Below are 16,855 nucleotides of genomic sequence, written 5' to 3' on the forward strand. Positions count from 1 at the left end.
CGGCCCCCGCAGCTAGGCCGGCCGGGCCGCGGCCGCGGCTCTGGCCGCCTTCGGTAGCGCCGCGAGGATCGCCTCGACGGCGTCGTCGTCGTGCGCGGCGGAGACGAACCACGCCTCGAAGACCGACGGCGGCAGCGCGACGCCCGCATCGAGCATGGCGTGGAAGAACGGCGGGTACCGGAAGGCGTCCTGCGCCTGGGCGCCGGCGTAGTCCCACACGGCGTCACGGGCGGCTTCCTCCCCGAACATGATGGAGAAGAGGTTGCCGGCCCGCTGCACGCGGTGTGGCACGCCGACCGCCTCCAGCGCGGCAGCGGCGGCGTCCGCCACCGCGTCGGCGACACGGTCGACCCGGGCGTACACGGCGTCGTCGGCCAGCCGCAGGGTGGCCAACCCGGCCGCCGTCGCGAGCGGGTTACCGGACAGCGTTCCGGCCTGGTACACCGGTCCGGACGGGGAGAGCAGGTCCATCAGGGCGGCCCGGCCACCGACCGCCGCGAGCGGCATGCCGCCGCCGACGACCTTGCCGAAGGTGAACAGGTCCGGGTTCCACGGCTCCGAGCCGGTGGCCGTGACCTCGCCGCCAGCGGCTCCGTCGAGGCCCCACCAGCCGGCCGGTCCGACGCGGAACCCGGTGAGGACCTCGTCCAGGATCAGCAGCGCCCCGTGGTCAGCGGTCAGGCGTCGGAGCGCGGCGTTGAAGCCCGGCTCGGGCGGTACCACGCCCATGTTGGCGGGCGCGGCCTCGGTGATCACGGCGGCGATCTCGGAACCGCGCTCGGCGAAGACCGCCTCGACCGCCTCGACGTCGTTGTACGGCACGACGACGGTCTCGGCCGCCGTCGCCGCCGTCACCCCGGAGGAACCCGGCAGCCCGAAGGTGGCGACACCGGAGCCCGCCTCGGCGAGCAGGGCGTCGACGTGGCCGTGGTAGCAGCCGGCGAACTTCACCACGAGGTCGCGGCCGGTGGCGCCGCGGGCGAGACGGATCGCCGTCATCGTGGCCTCGGTGCCGGTGGAGACCATGCGGACCTTCTCGGCCGGGGGCACCCGGTCCCGGATCGCCTCGGCGAGCTCGACCTCCGACTCGGTCGGGGCGCCGAAGGAGAGCCCGTGGCGGGCAGCCGCGGTCACCGCCTCCACGACTTCCGGATGGGCGTGCCCGAGCAGCCCCGGGCCCCAGCTCATGACGAGGTCGACGTACTGCTGACCGGTCGTGTCGGTGACGAACGGCCCCGAGCCCGAGGCGATGAAACGGGGGTCTCCGCCCACGGACCCGTAGGCCCGCACCGGCGAGTTCACCCCGCCGGGGATGACGGCCCGTGCGCGGGCGAAGAGGTCGTGCTGCGGGTCGGTTGTCATGGTGCTCCTTCGGGCGTGCTCGACAGGGTGGACGGCGGGCTCACGACCGTACTGGCTCCGCTCTGTGCTGCATCGTGCGGCGCGGGGAGAGAGGCAGGCGGTCAGCGCAGCCAGCCGGCCAGCTCGGTCGCCCAGTACGTCAGCACGAAGTCCGCGCCCGCCCGCTGGATGCTCAGCACCGACTCCTGGATGGCACCCCGCCGGTCGATCCAGCCCTGGGCGGCGGCGGCCTCGATCATCGCGTACTCGCCCGAGACCTGGTACGCGGCCACGGGCACGGGCGAGGAGGCTGCGACGTCGGAGAGGACGTCGAGATAGCTCATGGCCGGCTTGACCATGACGACGTCGGCCCCCTCCACGAGGTCGAGCGTCGCCTCCCGGAGGCCCTCGCGCCGGTTCGCGGCGTCCATCTGGTACGTGCGGCGGTCGCCCTGCAGCTGTGAGTCGACGGCCTCCCGGAACGGCCCGTAGAAGGCGGAGGCGTACTTGGCCGAGTAGGCGAGGACCGAGGTGTCGGTGTGCCCGGACGCGTCGAGGGCCTCTCGCACGGCGCCGACCTGGCCGTCCATCATCCCGCTGAGCCCGAGCATGTGGGCACCGGTCTCCGCCTGGGCCAGCGCCATGTCCTGGTAGCGCTCGAGCGTGGTGTCGTTGTCGACCTGACCGGCGGCGTCGAGGATGCCGCAGTGGCCGTGGTCGGTGAACTCGTCCAGGCACAGGTCCGACATGACGACGACGGCGTCACCCACCTCTTCGACCAACGCGCGCAGGCCGACGTTGAGGATCCCGTCGGGGTCGGTCGCACCGGACCCGACGGCGTCACGCACCGAGGGGACGCCGAAGAGCATCACCCCGCCCACGCCTGCCTCGGCCGCGTCGACGGCGGCGCGGCGCAACGAGTCGAGGGTGTGCTGGGTGACGCCTGGCATGGAGCCCAGAGCGAGCGGCTGCTCGGCGCCCTCCTTGACGAACATCGGCAGCACGAGGTCGCCAGGATGCGTGCGGTGCTCGGCGACGAGGCGGCGCAGCGCCGGAGTTGTGCGCAGCCGGCGGGGCCGGTCGGTCGGTCCGGCAGGGACGGTCGTCATGGCTGCTCCTGATGGTTGGCGGACAGTTCTGGGTCGAGGGACCGCAGGGCCTCGACGAGGCCGGCCGGGCTCTGCTCGGCGGCGACGGCGTGGACCGTCAGCCCCGCGCGCTCGGCCGTCTCGGCCGTGACGGGGCCGATGGCGACGACCCGGATGCCGGACAGTTTCTCGTAGCTCTCGGCGAGGGCGGCGGCCGTCGAGCCGGAGGTGAGCAGGACGGCGTCGATCTCGCCGGCTGCCAGGTCCTCGGCCAGCGCGGGGTCCGGTGGCGCCGTCACGGTGTCGTAGGCGACGACGTCGTCGACGTCCCAGCCGCGCTCGCGCAGGCCGTCGGCCAGCGTGGTCGACGCCTGTGCGGACCGCGGCCACAGCACCCGTGCCGGTTCACCGGCGGCCCGGGCCGGCCACGCCCGCACGAGGTCCGCGGCCGAGCTGGGTCCGGTCGGTCGGAGGGCGACGGCGATGCCCGAACGGAAGAGCGCGTCCGCCGTCGCGGGGCCGACGGCCGCGACCGCAGCCGGGCCGACCAGCTCCGCCGGGGTGGAGCCACGGGCGGCGGCCCGGTCGGCCAGCACCTCGACCGTGGTGGCGCTGGTGACGGCGAGCCAGGCGTACCGACCGGCGGCGAGGTCCCCGAGCGTCCGGTCGAGGTGGCCCGGCTGCACCGGGACGGTGGTCACCAGCGCGGTCGGCACCGGATCGAGTCCGGCCTCCGCGACGGCGACGGCGAGCGGGTCGTCCGGCCGGGCGCGGGGAAGCAGGACACGAGGCCGGTCGGTGCCGCTCATCGCGCACCCGTCATCGCAGCTCCGCGACCTCGGCGGCGCCCTCGGCCAGCATCTCCAGGGCCGTGCTCTCGCCCAGCTCCACGGCGCGGCCCGGGATCTGGTCGCCGAGCGTGGCCCGGCTCTGCTCGGCGAGCGGCTCACCGTCCGCCCGGGCGGGGATCTCGAGGGCGGAGGATCGCAGCAGGCTCCGCCGGCCGTTCGGGGCGAAGACTCCGGCACGCAGCTCGAGGCGGGCGGGACCGACGTCGTCGGCCCAGTGCAGCGTGGCATGGGCGCCCACGGGCGCGGTGCAGCCCGCCTCGAGGGTGCCGAGCACGGCCCGCTCCGCCAGCATCGCCAGCCGCGTCGGCGCGTGGTCGATGCGGCGCAGCACCTCGCCGAGCGGGCCCTCGAGATCCTCGGTGCGGCACTCGACCGCGAGGGCGCCCTGGCCGGGCGCCGGAAGCATCACGTCCGGCTCGAGGGTCTCGGTGGCGCGGTCCATGAGGCCCAGGCGGGCCAGGCCGGCACGAGCGAGGACGACTGCGTCGAGGTCCTTGTCCAACCGCCCCAGCCGGGTGCCGACGTTGCCGCGGATGTCGAGGACCTCGAGGTCGGGACGAACGAGTCGGAGCTGGGCCGCGCGCCGCGGCGACCCGGTGCCCACGCGCGCACCGGTGGGCAGAGTGCTCAGCGTCCAGCCGTCCCGCGCGCACAGCACATCACGGGGGTCCGCGCGGTGCGGCAGCGCGGCGATGGACAGGCCCCCGGTCTCTGCGGTGGGCAGGTCCTTCAGCGAGTGCACGGCCACGTCGCACTCCCCGGCGATCAGTGCCTCACGCAGCGCGGCGGCGAACACGCCGGCGCCACCCAGACTGGCGAGCGACGCGGAGGAGCGGTCGCCCTCGGTCTTGATCCGCACGAGCTCGACCTCGCGGTCCGAGGCGGCCCCGAGGGCCTCCGCGACCGTCGTGGCCTGCGTGAGGGCGAGGTCGCTGCCGCGCGTCCCGATGCGCAGGGCAGTGGTTGCGGGAGGGGTGAAGGCACTCACCTTCCCAGTCTCGTCACGGCACCGGGAAAAGTCGAGACGGCTTTCTGACACCACCGTCAGGAAAGTGCCCGGGCTGTGACGTGGACCATGGTTTCCGGTCGATAATACGAAATAGCCGACGCGAGCGTGCTGCAAATCACGGCGTTTGCTTTATGACGACCGGTCAGGATCGAATTGACACTCTGTCACGAAAAATTCGTGAAGCGCGCGACGGCTTCGCCGGCGGCCCGACCGTGCGGGACCGTCGAGCCGAGCCCGGTGCCCGCCACCCAGGCCCCCGTCACCGCCAGTCCCGGCAGCGTGGCGGCCCGTTCCTGCAGGTCCGCGACGGCGCCGCGGTGCGCAGGCGTCGTCGGGGCCAGCGCTCCGGACCTGTTGACCACGACCGCGTCGAGCACCTCGTCGATCGGGGCGCTGAGCAGCTGTCCGGCGTCCGCCGAGGCCAGCGCGACGTCCGCCGGGACGGCCTGCGGCTCGCCCGGACGCCCGTAGGACAGGCGCAGCAGGTGCTCACCGGGGGTGGTGGCGGCAGCCAGCCACGGCCACTTCGCCGAGGCGTGCGTCAACGCCTTGGCGCGCACGGGACCGGGTCCCGGGGCCACCAGCAGGCCGGCGCCGCGTGGCGCGTGATCGAGGGCCGGCGCGCGCACGGCCAGCGTGACGTGCGTGATGGCGCTGCCGGACGGCAGGGTCGGCAGCGGTCCGGGCAGCACGCCGTCGAGCAGGTTCATGGCGGCGCGTCCATCGGTCGCGACCACGAGGCGGTCGGTGCAGATCCGGCGCGGCCCGCCGTCGCCGGCCTGGACGTCGACCTCCCAGCCGTATCCGGGCCGGACGGCCGTCACGGTGGCGCGGGTGCGGACGTGGCCGCCGCCCGCCGTCACCGCCGCCGCGAGTGCCCGGGGGAGGCGGAACAGGCCGCCCGAGGTGGTCGCCACGGCGGGGCCGGCCGGCACGGCCGAGCGCATCGCCCGCACCGCCGCCGCCAGCGAGCCGTGGCGGCCGAGTCCGGCACGCAGCCCCGGGAGGACGGTGTCGACCGCCAGGTCGGCCGGGTCGGCGGAGTGGATGCCGCCGGCGATCGGCCCGACCAGCCGGTCCAGCACCTCTTCGCCCATCCGGGCCCGGACCAGGCCGGCGAGGTCCTCGACGTCCGCGCCGACGGACCTCTCCAGCGAGGCGTCCTGGACCGCCCGGGCGACGCCGTCGGGGGAGAGCGCGGCGCGTACGTCTTCGGCGGTGGGGTCGGCCGGGATGCCGAGGAGCGACTCCGCGGGGATCGGGAAGGCCCGCCCCGTGGCGTACACCCACGAGCCACCGGCCGGGAGCTCGACCGCCAGGCCGAGGGACTCGGCCAGGGCCCGGACCTCCGGGCGCCGCAGCGCGAACGCCTCCGCGCCCAGGTCGATCTCGTGGCCTCCGACCGTCCCGCCGACGACGAGCCCTCCGACATCGGTCGCCGCCTCGAGCAGTACCGGGCGCCTGCCGGCCTCGACGAGGGCGTGGGCGGCGGTGAGGCCCGCCATGCCGCCGCCGACGACCACGGCGTCCGCGGTCACGGTGCCGTCGGGTCCCGTCGCGAGGTCGGTCACAGCGAGTGCACGAGCTCGACGATCCGCGTCAGCACGGACGGATCGGTCGTCGGCGGGACGCCGTGCCCGAGGTTGACGACGTGCCCGGGCGCCGTGCGACCCCGCTCGACGACGTCCCGCACGTGCCGCTCGAGCACCGACCAGGGCGCGGCGAGGAACGCGGGATCGATGTTCCCCTGCAGCGGGGTGCGCCCGCCCAGGCGCCGGTTCGCCTCGTCCAGCGGGATCCGGTAGTCCACACCCACCACGTCCGCGCCGGCGTCACGCATGGCCACGAGCAGCTCGCCGGTGCCGGTGCCGAAGTGCACCCGCGGCACCTCGAGCCCGTCCAGGTGCGACAGCGCCCGCGCGCTGTACGGGGCCGCGTGGTCGGTGTAGTCGGGCAGGGACAGCGCCCCGGCCCAGGAGTCGAACAGCTGGGCGGCGCGGGCGCCGGCGCGGACCTGGGCGCGCAGGAACTGGCCCGTGACGTCCGCGGCCCACTCCATGAGGCGCCGCCACGTGTCCGGCTCGGCGTGCATGAGCGTGCGGGCGGCGAGGTGGTCCCGGGAGGGGCGACCCTCGACGAGGTACGCGGCGAGGGTGAACGGGGCGCCGGCGAAGCCGATGAGCGGGGTGGTGTCTCCGAGCTCGGCCACGACAAGTCGCACGGCCTCGGCCACGGCGGCCGGGTCGCCGGCCTCGTGCGCCACCAGCCGGTCGACGTCGGACCCCGTGCGCACCGGCTCGTCGACCACCGGGCCCACGCCGGAGACGATGTCGACGGCCACCCCGGCCAGCTTGAGCGGGATCATGATGTCGGAGAAGAGCACCGCCGCGTCCACGCCGTGGCGGCGCACCGGCTGCAAGGTGATCTCCGCCGCGAGCTCCGGGCGCAGGCATGACTCGAGCATGCTCACGCCCTGGCGGATCTCCCGGTACTCCGGCAGGGACCGTCCGGCCTGTCGCATGAACCACACTGGGAGGACCCCCGGGCGGCGTCCATGGAATGCCTGCAGCAGGGGAGGCCCGGGCATTTGTCCTGATAACCCGGCCGGAGTGTCGGAGGACACACTCGGGGGCGTCGTCGAATTCGTCACCGGGACATTGTGCCTGGCTCTCGAGAAAATGGTTCAATACTGGTCTTGTGGTGCTCCTGATGCTCTCCGCCAACCACCACGACCTGGACCTCGCCGACATCGACCGGCTCGCAACCGGTACGCACGGCCTCGGCTCCCGCGTCGTGGCCGAAGATGCTGCCGTCCGTGGTGCCGTGGTCCTGTCCACGTGCAACCGCTTCGAGCTCTACCTCGAAGCGGCCGAGGAGGACGGCGGAGAGTCCGCGGCCACGGCCGCCGCCTACCGGGCCGTCGCCGACGCCGCCGATATCTCCGTGGACGAGGTCGCCCGCCTCATGCGGCCCGTCAGCGGCGAGCAGGCCGTCTCGCACATCTTCGACGTCGCCGCCGGCCTCGACTCGATGGTCGTCGGCGAACGGGAGATCGTCGGCCAGGTCCGCCGCGCGCTCGCGGACGCCCGCGCCGACGGCACCACCACCCCGCTCCTGGAGCGCACCCTGCAGCACGCGGCCCGCACCTCCCGCCAGGTCGCCGTCGAGACCGACCTCGCACGTGCCGGCCGCTCCGTGGTCGCCGTCGCCCTGGACCTCGCGGCCGCGCAACTCTTCGGCACCGACGACCCCGCCTCGCCGGCGACGGACGGCGTCCCCCAGGAGAGCTGGGGCGGCAGCCGCACCCTGCTCGTCGGCACGGGCGCCTACGCCGGCGCCTCGCTGGCCGCCCTGCGCGCCCGCGGAGCCGCCGACGTCGCGGTCTGGTCCGCCTCCGGCCGGGCCGAGACGTTCGCCGCCTCTCACCACGTCGAGGTCGCCCCGGCCGACCTCACCGAAGCCGTGGCGCACGCCGACCTCGTGGTCACCTGCCGCGGCACCGGCACCCCGGTGCTGGACCTCAACACCGTCAGCGCCGCGGCCGCCACCCGGCCGGAGGGCGCGGGAGCGCTGGTCGTCGTCGACCTCGCCCTGCACCGCGACGTCGAGCGCGGCGTCGGCGACCTACCCGGTGTGCTGCTCGTCGACCTCGAGGCGGTGCGCGAGCACGCGCCGGCGACCACGGCCGCCGAGATCGTGCGCGCCCGGGCGATCGTCACCGAGGGCGTGCGCAGCCTCGCCGAGACGACGGCGGAGCGGCGGATGGACGGCGCCGTGGTCGCCCTGCGCACCAGGGTTGCCGACGTCGTCGCCGAGGAGCTGGGCAAGCTGCCCGCCGAGGAGACCGTCTCGACCGAGCGTGCCGCCCAGGCGCTGCGCCGCCTCGCCGCTCGGTTGGTGCACGAACCCACCGTGCTCGCCCGCGAGGCCGGCCGTGAGGGCCGGGCCGAGGAGCACCTTCGCGCCCTGGAGCAGGTGCTCGGCCTCGACGTGGGCGAGCCCGCCCAGACATCGCAGACACCGCAGACGGTCCACGTGCCGGCGAACCACGACGAGAACGAAAGAGCCCGATGAGCGACCTCACGCCCTACGACGCCGTCCTGCTGCTCTCCTTCGGCGGGCCGGAGAAGCCCGACGACGTCGTGCCCTTCCTCCGCAACGTCACCGCCGGCCGCGGCATCCCGGACTCGCGGCTGCGCGAGGTCGGGGAGCACTACTACGCCTTCGGGGGCCGCAGCCCCATCAACGACCAGAACCGCGCCCTGCTCGCCGAGCTGCGCCGCGAGCTGGACGAGCGCGGGGCGGACATCCCCATCGTCTTGGGAAACCGGAACTGGGAGCCGTACCTCGTCGACGCGCTGCGCGACCTGCACGAGGGTGGCGCCCGCCGGGTCCTGACCCTCGTCACCAGCGCCTACGCCTCCTACTCGGGGTGCCGCCAGTACCGCGAGAACATCGCCGCCGCGCTCAGCACCCTCGCGGAGGAGGGCCGGTACCTCGAGGTCGACAAGGTCCGGCCGTACTTCAACGACCCGGGTTTCGTGCAGGCCAACATCGACGCCGTCGTCTCCGCCTACGAGCGGCTCGGCGTACCGCCCTCGCCCGAGGCGCCCCTGGTGTTCGTGACCCACTCGATCCCCACCACCATGGAGGTCGCCTCCGGTGCCGGGAACCCGGCCAGCTACTCCGGCCAGCACCTCGACGTCGCGGCCGTCGTCGCCGCGCGCGCCGCCGAGCAGCTGGGGGCGCCGATCCCGTGGGAGCTGGCCTACTGCTCCCGCTCCGGCACCGCGTTCACACCGTGGACCGAGCCCGACGTGAACCGCACCATCGCCGCCCTGCACGCCGACGGCGCCGCGAACGTGGTCCTTGCGCCCATCGGGTTCGTCTCCGACCACATGGAGGTCATCTACGACCTCGACACCGAGGCCAGGGAGACCGCCGACGAGCTCGGCATGCCGATGGAGCGCGCCGCCACGGCCGGCACCGCACCGGCGTTCGTCTCCGGGCTGGTCGACCTGCTGCTCGAGCGGGCCGCATCCGAGCGGGGCGAGGAGCCCGAGCGGCGCACCGTCGGCACGCTGGGCGCCTGGCACGACGTCTGCCCGCCGGGGTGCTGCCGGCTGCGCTCGGGCGTGGACTCCGGCGTGCCCGCCGCGTGCGAGCGCACCGACGTCATGACGGTCGCCTGATGAGCGAGACCCAGCGCATCGGCGAGGGCGCCGACTCCGAGAACATCAACGCCCAGGTCAGCTACACGATGTGGGCGGTGTTCGCCACGGCGGCTCCGCTGCCGGCGGTGGACACCGAGCGTCCCGCCCTGGTCTCCGCCGCGCTCGCGAGCCTCGAGGACTCCGGTGCCACCGTCCGCGGCTGGTACGACGTGGCGGGCCTGCGCGCCGACGCCGATCTCATGGTCTGGTGGCACGCGGAGACGGTCGAGGAGGTTCAGGACGCCTACCACCGGCTCCTCGCCGCCGACATCGGCGCGCACCTGGAACCGGTGTGGTCCGTCGTCGCCCTGCACCGCCCGGCCGAGTTCAACAAGCGGCACGTCCCGGCGTACCTGGCGGGCGAGGAGCCGGGCAACTACCTGTGCGTCTACCCGTTCGTGCGCTCCTACGACTGGTACCTGCTGCCCGACGACGAGCGCCGCACCATGCTGCGTGACCACGGCATGGCGGCCCGCGACTACAAGGACGTCCGCGCGAACACGGTGGCCGCGTTCGCGCTCGGTGACTACGAGTGGATCCTCGCCTTCGAGGCCGAGGAGCTGCACCGCATCGTGGACCTCATGCGGGACCTGCGGGCCACCGAGGCTCGCCGACACGTACGCGCGGAGACGCCGTTCTTCACCGGTCCGCGAGTGGAGCTGGCCGAGTGGGTGGAGCGCCAGCCGCGGGCCTGAACCCCGTCGCCGAGAGCAGCCGATCGCACCGAGTGCTGGTGACTGAACGGCTGCTCTTGGTGCAGGTGTCCGCTCTCGGCGGGCTTGTGGTGGCGTTCTGCAACCGGAATACTCGTCGGCATGGAGACACTCGACTTTGGCACTGCCGGCGCCGCACTGACCTCCGTGGTAGCCGGTGTCCGCGAGGACGCCCTCGACCGCCCGACGCCCTGCACGGACTGGAGCGTTCGCGAGCTCCTCGCGCACGTCGACGGCCTGCTCCTCGCGTTCCGCGCCGCCGCGGACAAGGATCTCGGGCCGCTGACCGACACCGATCCGAGCCGGCAGGCGCTGGTCCTCGACGAGGGCTGGCGCGAGCGGATCCCGGAGCGGGTCGACGCGCTCGTGCGCGCCTGGAGCGCACCCGAGGCCTGGACCGGCACCACCCGCGCCGGCGGCCTGGAGCTACCCGCGGAGGTCGCCGGCCTCGTCGCGCTGGACGAGGTGACGCTGCACGGGTGGGATCTGGCCCGCGCCACCGGTCAGGAGCACCGCGTCGACGAGGCCACCACGAAGGTGGTGCTCGGGTTCGCCACCCAGACGGCCGAGGAGCAGTCGCCGATCTTCGGCCCGAGGGTCCCGGTGCCCGACGACGCATCCGACTTCGACCGTGCGCTCGGCCTGGCCGGCCGCGATCCAGCGTGGGCCCGCCCGTAGCTGCTGCGGAAGCGCATGCTCCCTTCCGAAGGCGGCGGGTCTCAGGCCTGGGCGAGCGGCGCCTGGTCGGTGGTCCAGTCCGTCGCGACCTCGAGGAACAGGTCGTTGCCGTCCGGCTCGCCGACGGAGACCCGCACCCCTTCGCCGTCGAACGGGCGCACCAGCACGCCGCTCTCGCGGGCCGCCTCGGCGAAAGCGGCGGCGCGGCGCCCGAGCGGGAGCCAGACGAAGTTGCCCTGGGCATCCGGCAGCGACCAGCCCTGCTCGGCCAGCGCGGCGGTCACCCGGTCGCGCTCGGCGACCACCTGCTCGACCCGGTCGCGGACAAGGTCCGACGACGCCAGCGCGGCCAGGGCGCCGGCCTGCGCCATCGCGTTGACCCCGAACGGGGTGGACGCGGACCGGATACCGGTGGCCAGGCGTCGCCGCGCGACGGCGTATCCCACCCGGAGCCCGGCCAGCCCGTACGCCTTGGAGAAGGTGCGCAGGACGACGAGATGCTTGTGGTCGTCCAGGAGCGCGACGCCGTCGGTGGGGTCGTCCTGGCGGACGAAGTCGATGTACGCCTCGTCCAGGACCACGAGGACGTCGTCGGGCACGGTCTCGAGGAACTGGCGCACCTCGGACTGGGTGAGCGCCGGTCCGGTCGGGTTGTTCGGGCTGCACAGCAGCACGACCCTGGTGCGATCCGTGATGGCCGCCGCCATCGCGGTGAGATCGTGGCGGCCCGCCCCGTCCACCGGCACCATGACCGGTTCGGCACCCGCGACCGGCACGGCGATCGGGTAGGCCTCGAAGGAGCGCCAGGCCATGACGACCTGGTCGCCGGGCTCGCAGACCGCCTCCAGGATGTGGGCGAGCACCGCCACGGAGCCGTTCCCGACGATGACCTTCTCGGCCGGGACGCCGAGGTGCGTACCGAGCGCCTCGGTCAGCTCGGTGGCGTACATGTCGGGGTACCGGTTCAGCTCGACCCCGGCGTCGCTCAGCGCCGCTCCGACCGCCGGCAGCACCGGGAAGGGCAGCTCGTTGCTGGAGAGCTTGTACATCTGACGCCCGCGCGACGCCCGGGCGCCCGGTACGTATGCGGGCAGCGCGGCGATCTCGGGCCGAAGGGTGACTGAGGAGCGCGTTCGGGCCATGTCCCCATGGTCGCGCATCGCGACCGTCCGCGACCACGTTCCGCACCACGGCGGTTCCGAGGGCACCCGCCTGGCCGGGATGGCAGGATCGGGGCCATGAAGTTCGTCTTGCGACTCGTGGTCAACGCCGCTGCCATCTGGCTCTGCGACTGGCTGTTCACGGGCATCGAGCTGGAACCGACGTCGTCCGTGGGCACGACGCTGCTCTCGCTCGGCGTCGTCGCCCTCGTGTTCACCCTCGTCAACATGCTGGTGCGTCCGGTGGTGAAGCTGCTGTCGCTACCGCTCTACATCATCACGCTCGGACTGTTCTTCCTCGTGGTCAACGCCCTGATGCTGATGCTGACGGGATGGATCACGGGCTTCACCGACTTCGGCATGAACGTGGACGGTTTCGGCACGGCCGTCGTGGCCGGGATCGTCATCGCGATCATCAGCTGGCTGCTGCACCTGGTGATCCCCGGCAAGCGCTGACGCCGGCTACCGGTGCACGTGTGCCCGGTTGCCCGTCCGGCTCGATATGTCGTGCTCTGCCGCCGCCATGAGCCGCTCGGCCAGCCGGTTCAGCGCACGACCCGCCGCCACCTCGTCGCCGATCACCGGGATCTCGTCGTCACCGGGGTCCTTGCGTGCGTGCCCGACGGCTCGCAGCTGTTCCGGCGCGCCGCCGACCAGGGTGGCCTCGGCGACAGTGCTGCCGGAGGACTCCACGAGCGAGAGCTGCACATGCCAGGTCGTCGTCCGGACCGACGACGTGCCACCTTCGCTGCCAGCGCTGTCGCCCTCTTCGGGCTGGACCACGCTGTCGGGGCCGGGATGGAGGATCGTCTCCTCCCCGGTGTCCGACCAGCGCACCGTGTACGGCGGAGACCCGTCGGCGTTCCTGACCTGCACCACCACGCCCTCGCGGACCGCGCCGCCCACGACGCCGGACGCCGTCACGATCCGGTCGCCTACCGTCGCTCTCATCGTGCCCTCCTCGTCGTCGAGACCCGGACACCCCCATGATGCTCCTCGAAGGGGTGACAGCGCAGCGGCAGACCGGTCGCCGGGCCTCAGTACCGCTCGACCTCGAAGAGGAACGACTCGGTGCGAGCGCCCTCGTCCCCCAGCGCCATCGCGTCGTCGTTGATGGCGAGCCAGCGCTCGACGGAGGGGTGGTCGATCTCGTCCAGATCCTCCGTGGTCTGCACGTACGGGGGCAGGTGGTGGTTCGCGCCCAGGTGGGCCGGCTCCGCACCGAGACTGGTCACCGTGGTCCGGTTCGGCGCCTGCTCGTTCGGCTCCCCGTCCAGACCGGCGAGGGGGTCCTGGCTGTCCTCGAGATGCATCAGGTTGACGTCGCTCGGGATCTCGTCGATCGTCCCGACCGGGCTTCCGGCGGTCAGCACCGACGAGAACCGGTACCGGTTCTGCAGATCCGGGTCGGCCGCGAGCCGGGTCGCCACGATCCCGCCCTGACTGTGCCCGACCAGCGAGACCGCCTCGTCCGGGGGAATGTCCAGCTGCTGCATCGCCTGCACGATGGCGCGCTCCATGTCGGTGGTCTGCCCGGCCATCCCGAGCATGTTGGTCTCCATGTCCATGGGGTTGGAGCTGCCGGCCAGCACGCTCTTGGTGCCGGGAACGAGCACCGTCCACCGGTGCTCGCCGTCCGGGGTGGTGGTGCGCAGGATCTCCACGGCTCCGACGTCATCACCGCGCCAGGACAGGTAGTCGTTCGTCTCCTGGATGCGCGCCAGGACGTCCCCCGCGTCCTGCGGCGTCGGCACCGGCCGGCCGATGGTGGTCGGCACCGGGCGGCCGAGCAGGCCGCGATCGTCGTCGTGGCGGCCCGGCCGCCGCAGGATGATCGGACCGGGCACGGGCACATGGATAGCCCGCACGTCGTCGTGCTGCGTGGTGAGCAGCCGGGACGCGACGCGCAGCCACACCAGCCCGACCAGCGACGAACGCTGCACGCTGGTCATGCCCGTGACGTCGATGGCGTGCCCGTCCTCGAGGAAGGTGTCGTTGACGACGTCACCGTTCATGTACTGCATGACCTCGGCGAGGTCGGACATCCGGCGCTGGACGGCCACGCCGTCCGGCGCGGAACCGAAGAGGACGTCCCGGTACGCCAGACCCGCGTGGACCGCCACCGTGCGGAGGTCGTGGCCCAGCATCATCAGGGATATCCCCGGCGCCAGCGGAGGAGGCATGTTGTTGCCGACCACCCGCCACCACGGCGGGTCGAACTGGGTGCTCGCCCGGCGCTCCGCCTCCTCGTACACGTAGCGTTGGTGCGTCAGGTCCTCAGCCAGCTCGCGGATGCCTTCGGCGAGCGCGTGCAGGCCTGTCGGCCCCGACCGGATGTCGGTGAGCCGCATGCGGACGTCGGCGTAGAGGTGCAGCACCTGGTGGGCGCCGCCCGAGGTCTGGATGTCGCCGTCCAGCGCCACGATCTGCCGGTCGACGGCGTCCACCAGGTCGGCGGCACCGCGCAACGTGGCCGCGTGCGCACCCAGCTCGTCGGGGTCGACGACGATCGGTGAGCCGCCGTAGACCGGCGCACCGCCGGTGACGACCACGTCGGTCATCGGGTTCGTGCCGGTGGGTCCGTGCCCGGCATCGTCCTCGACGAGGCGTGTGCTCACGGGTGCACCGTCCTCATCCGGCGCCGCCCGCGATCTGGGCGGAAGCCACGGCGTCCGCCGTGTGGAGCGCGGGCAGCACCGAGTACATCGACGCGTTGACGGTCTGGGTCCGGCCGAGCAGCAGGGAGACGGCGTCGGCGTACGACTGCGAGCCGGGTCCGGTCCAGCCCGACGTCGGCATCGACCGAGCCAGCTCCGCCCTGACCTCTTCCAACGTGCCGATCGCGCCGTCCAGACCTGCCGCCACGCTGAAGACCCCGTAGCTCCCGCTCATCTCACTCCCTTCCGCTCATGGACGCGGAGAGGCCCGCGTCGCCCAGAAGTCCGCTCCGCCTACGTCCGCCACGCACGCTAAGCAGGCCGGCCCTGCCGTCGCGCGCCTGACGGATGGCGCTGTGGAGGCGGCGGCGCCCGTGCTGCCTTGTGGACCGCGAGCGCGCCCTTCGTGCCACGATCGAGGGATGACCTCCGCACCGGCAGTGCCGCGCACCGAACCAGAGCTCGTGGCCCGGCTCCGTGCGGCCGGGTGCGTCTTCGCGGAGGACGAGGCGGCGCTCCTCAGCGCCGAGGCGAGCTCGGCCGTCGAGCTCGAGTCGATGGTCGGCCGCCGCGTGGCCGGCGAGCCGTTGGAGGTGGTGGTCGGCTGGGCCGAGCTCGCCGGGACCCGGGTGACCGTGGCGCGGGGAGTCTTCGTCCCTCGGCAGCGCTCCGCCCTCCTCGTCCGCCTCGCCGTCGCGCGCGCCGCGCCGGGCGCCGTCGTGGTCGACCTCGGCTGCGGCACCGGCGCGCTGAGCGCCGCCGTGACCGCCCGGGTGCCCGGGTTGCAGCTCTGGGCGGTCGACGTCGACCCTGCCGCCGTCGCGTGCGCCCGCCTGAACCTGCCGGCCGGCCGGGTCCTCCTCGGCGACCTCTACGCCCCGCTGGCCGACGGCCTCCGCGGCCGCGTCGATGTCCTGATCGCCAACGCGCCGTACGTCCCCACGGACGAGATCGCGCACATGCCGCCCGAGGCCCGTGACCACGAGCACCGCGTCGCGCTCGACGGGGGAGCCGACGGCCTGGACGTCCAGCGGCGGCTCATCGCGGGTGCCGAGCACTGGCTGCGGCCGGGCGGCGTCGTGCTCGCCGAGGTCTCCGCCGGGCAGGCGCCGCCCGTCGCCGAGCTGATGCGCGGTGCCCGCCTCGACCCGAGCATCCACACCGACGAGTCGATCGGCGCGACCGCCGTCCTCGGCCGGGCAGCAGGCCCGGCAGCCGGCCGGGCGGGCTGAGCGCCGACGCGCCAGGATGGAACCGTGAGCACCTACCGCAAGACCGACAGCGACCCTCGTGCCACCGAGTTCGAGGCCGCCGGACTGCGCTGGCTGGCCGACGCGGGCGGGGCCGCCGTCGCCGAGATCGTCGACGAGGCGCCCGGCGTCCTGCAGACCCGCCGGGTCGACGACGGCGCGCCGGAGCCGGCCGCCGCGGAGGCCTTCGGCCGGTCCCTGGCCCGCACGCACGCCGCGGGGGCGTCGCACCACGGCTGCCCGCCGCCGGGTTTCGACGGCGACGGGTTCATGGGGCGGGCCCCGCTGCCGCTGCGTGCCGCGAAAACACCCTCCCGCGCCTGGGGCGAGTTCTACGCCGAGGACAGGATCCTGCCGTATCTGCGGACCGCCGTCGGGAACGGCTCGATCGACACCGCGGGCGCGGCCACGGTCGAGCGCTGCGCGGACCGGCTCGCGGCCGGCGACTTCGACGCCCCGCAGCCGGCACTCGTCGATCCGGCCGGGGCGGCGCGGCTCCACGGCGACCTGTGGTCCGGCAACGTGCTCTGGGGCTCCGGCGGAACCGTCGGCACGCTCATCGACCCGGCCGCCCACGGCGGTCACGCCGAGTCCGACCTGGCCCAGCTCGGCGTGTTCGGTGCCCCGCACCGCGACCGGATCGTCGCCGGCTACGACGAGGTCTCACCGCTGGCGGACGGCTGGCGCGAGCGGGTGGGCCTGCACCAGCTGCACATCCTCATCGTGCACGCCGCCCTCTTCGGCGGGTTCTACGGCGCCCAGACGGCGCGCATCGCCGCCCGGTACGCCTGACGACTCAACGGGGCCGTGCTGTGGAATCCCACAGATCATGGACAGAATCTCATCGTCGACACGCTGTTCTTTGGAGGTATCCACGAAACTGAACCGACGGTTG

Annotated in this window: 17 protein-coding genes; 7 read left to right on the forward strand and 10 right to left on the reverse strand. The window is 73.7% G+C overall.

The genetic code is table 11. The features are described 5' to 3' along the window. Positions 1 to 12: 12 nt before the first annotated feature. The 6 genes from hemL to hemE form a co-directional block, all read right to left on the reverse strand. Positions 13 to 1,362, reverse strand: coding sequence for a glutamate-1-semialdehyde 2,1-aminomutase (hemL, locus tag ABD907_RS13585; RefSeq protein WP_345216791.1), 1,350 nt, complete (start codon positions 1,360 to 1,362; stop codon positions 13 to 15). 101 nt (positions 1,363 to 1,463) lie between these two features. Continuing rightward, positions 1,464 to 2,450 carry a porphobilinogen synthase gene (gene hemB / locus ABD907_RS13590; RefSeq protein ID WP_345216792.1) on the reverse strand — a complete coding sequence of 329 codons (987 nt, stop codon included), beginning with the start codon at positions 2,448 to 2,450 and terminating at the stop codon, positions 1,464 to 1,466. After that, complete coding sequence (locus ABD907_RS13595) at positions 2,447 to 3,238, reverse strand: uroporphyrinogen-III synthase (protein ID WP_345216793.1); 792 nt, start codon at positions 3,236 to 3,238, stop codon at positions 2,447 to 2,449. Before ABD907_RS13595 ends, hemB begins: the two co-directional genes overlap by 4 nt. A gap of 10 nt (positions 3,239 to 3,248) precedes the next feature. Continuing rightward, positions 3,249 to 4,268 carry a hydroxymethylbilane synthase gene (hemC, locus tag ABD907_RS13600; RefSeq protein ID WP_345216794.1) on the reverse strand — a complete coding sequence of 340 codons (1,020 nt, stop codon included), beginning with the start codon at positions 4,266 to 4,268 and terminating at the stop codon, positions 3,249 to 3,251. A 185-nt stretch (positions 4,269 to 4,453) separates the two neighbouring features. Next, a complete protein-coding gene (locus ABD907_RS13605) occupies positions 4,454 to 5,860 on the reverse strand; it encodes a protoporphyrinogen/coproporphyrinogen oxidase (protein ID WP_345216795.1) in 1,407 nt (468 codons plus the stop codon). Then, positions 5,857 to 6,876, reverse strand: coding sequence for a uroporphyrinogen decarboxylase (hemE, locus tag ABD907_RS13610; protein ID WP_345216796.1), 1,020 nt, complete (start codon positions 6,874 to 6,876; stop codon positions 5,857 to 5,859). Before hemE ends, ABD907_RS13605 begins: the two co-directional genes overlap by 4 nt. Positions 6,877 to 6,986: 110 nt before the next feature. On the opposite strand from hemE, the gene ABD907_RS13615 reads away from it, so the two are divergent. The 4 genes from ABD907_RS13615 (at position 6,987) to ABD907_RS13630 (ending at position 10,893) form a co-directional block, all read left to right on the forward strand. After that, entirely contained in the window at positions 6,987 to 8,363 is a 1,377-nt protein-coding gene (locus ABD907_RS13615; RefSeq protein WP_345216797.1) for a glutamyl-tRNA reductase, read from the forward strand. Next, positions 8,360 to 9,481 (forward strand): ferrochelatase, encoded by a 1,122-nt coding sequence (locus ABD907_RS13620; RefSeq protein WP_345216798.1) that lies wholly within the window; start codon positions 8,360 to 8,362, stop codon positions 9,479 to 9,481. The genes ABD907_RS13615 and ABD907_RS13620 overlap by 4 nt, the downstream gene beginning before the upstream one ends. Then, positions 9,481 to 10,197: a hydrogen peroxide-dependent heme synthase gene (gene hemQ, locus ABD907_RS13625; RefSeq protein ID WP_345216799.1), complete on the forward strand. Its 717-nt coding sequence runs from the start codon at positions 9,481 to 9,483 to the stop codon at positions 10,195 to 10,197. Before ABD907_RS13620 ends, hemQ begins: the two co-directional genes overlap by 1 nt. A gap of 120 nt (positions 10,198 to 10,317) precedes the next feature. After that, a complete protein-coding gene (locus ABD907_RS13630) occupies positions 10,318 to 10,893 on the forward strand; it encodes a TIGR03086 family metal-binding protein (RefSeq protein ID WP_345216800.1) in 576 nt (191 codons plus the stop codon). Positions 10,894 to 10,934: 41 nt separating this feature from the next. On the opposite strand, the gene hisC is transcribed toward ABD907_RS13630, so the two are convergent. Beyond that, the gene (hisC, locus tag ABD907_RS13635; protein WP_345216801.1) at positions 10,935 to 12,035 is read right to left on the reverse strand and encodes a histidinol-phosphate transaminase; all 1,101 of its coding nucleotides are present in this window, start codon (positions 12,033 to 12,035) and stop codon (positions 10,935 to 10,937) included. Between the two features lie 96 nt (positions 12,036 to 12,131). Here hisC and ABD907_RS13640 point away from each other — a divergent pair, with 96 nt between their 5' ends. After that, positions 12,132 to 12,509 (forward strand): phage holin family protein, encoded by a 378-nt coding sequence (locus ABD907_RS13640; protein WP_345216802.1) that lies wholly within the window; start codon positions 12,132 to 12,134, stop codon positions 12,507 to 12,509. A gap of 6 nt (positions 12,510 to 12,515) precedes the next feature. Here ABD907_RS13640 and ABD907_RS13645 read toward each other — a convergent pair whose 3' ends face one another. From ABD907_RS13645 to ABD907_RS13655, 3 genes are all read right to left on the reverse strand, one after another. Then, positions 12,516 to 13,004 carry a dsRBD fold-containing protein gene (locus ABD907_RS13645; protein ID WP_345216803.1) on the reverse strand — a complete coding sequence of 163 codons (489 nt, stop codon included), beginning with the start codon at positions 13,002 to 13,004 and terminating at the stop codon, positions 12,516 to 12,518. Between the two features lie 86 nt (positions 13,005 to 13,090). Continuing rightward, complete coding sequence (locus ABD907_RS13650; protein ID WP_345216804.1) at positions 13,091 to 14,671, reverse strand: WXG100 family type VII secretion target; 1,581 nt, start codon at positions 14,669 to 14,671, stop codon at positions 13,091 to 13,093. Positions 14,672 to 14,684: 13 nt separating this feature from the next. Next, a complete protein-coding gene (locus ABD907_RS13655; protein ID WP_345216805.1) occupies positions 14,685 to 14,945 on the reverse strand; it encodes a hypothetical protein in 261 nt (86 codons plus the stop codon). Positions 14,946 to 15,132: 187 nt separating this feature from the next. On the opposite strand from ABD907_RS13655, the gene ABD907_RS13660 reads away from it, so the two are divergent. Both ABD907_RS13660 and ABD907_RS13665 read left to right on the forward strand, forming a co-directional pair. Beyond that, the gene (locus ABD907_RS13660) at positions 15,133 to 15,942 is read left to right on the forward strand and encodes a putative protein N(5)-glutamine methyltransferase (protein WP_345216806.1); all 810 of its coding nucleotides are present in this window, start codon (positions 15,133 to 15,135) and stop codon (positions 15,940 to 15,942) included. A gap of 24 nt (positions 15,943 to 15,966) precedes the next feature. After that, positions 15,967 to 16,752, forward strand: a complete 786-nt coding sequence (locus ABD907_RS13665; RefSeq protein ID WP_345216807.1) for a fructosamine kinase family protein — start codon at positions 15,967 to 15,969, stop codon at positions 16,750 to 16,752. The last annotated feature ends 103 nt before the right edge of the window (positions 16,753 to 16,855 follow it).

The sequence above is a fragment of the Georgenia halophila genome, from assembly GCF_039541595.1.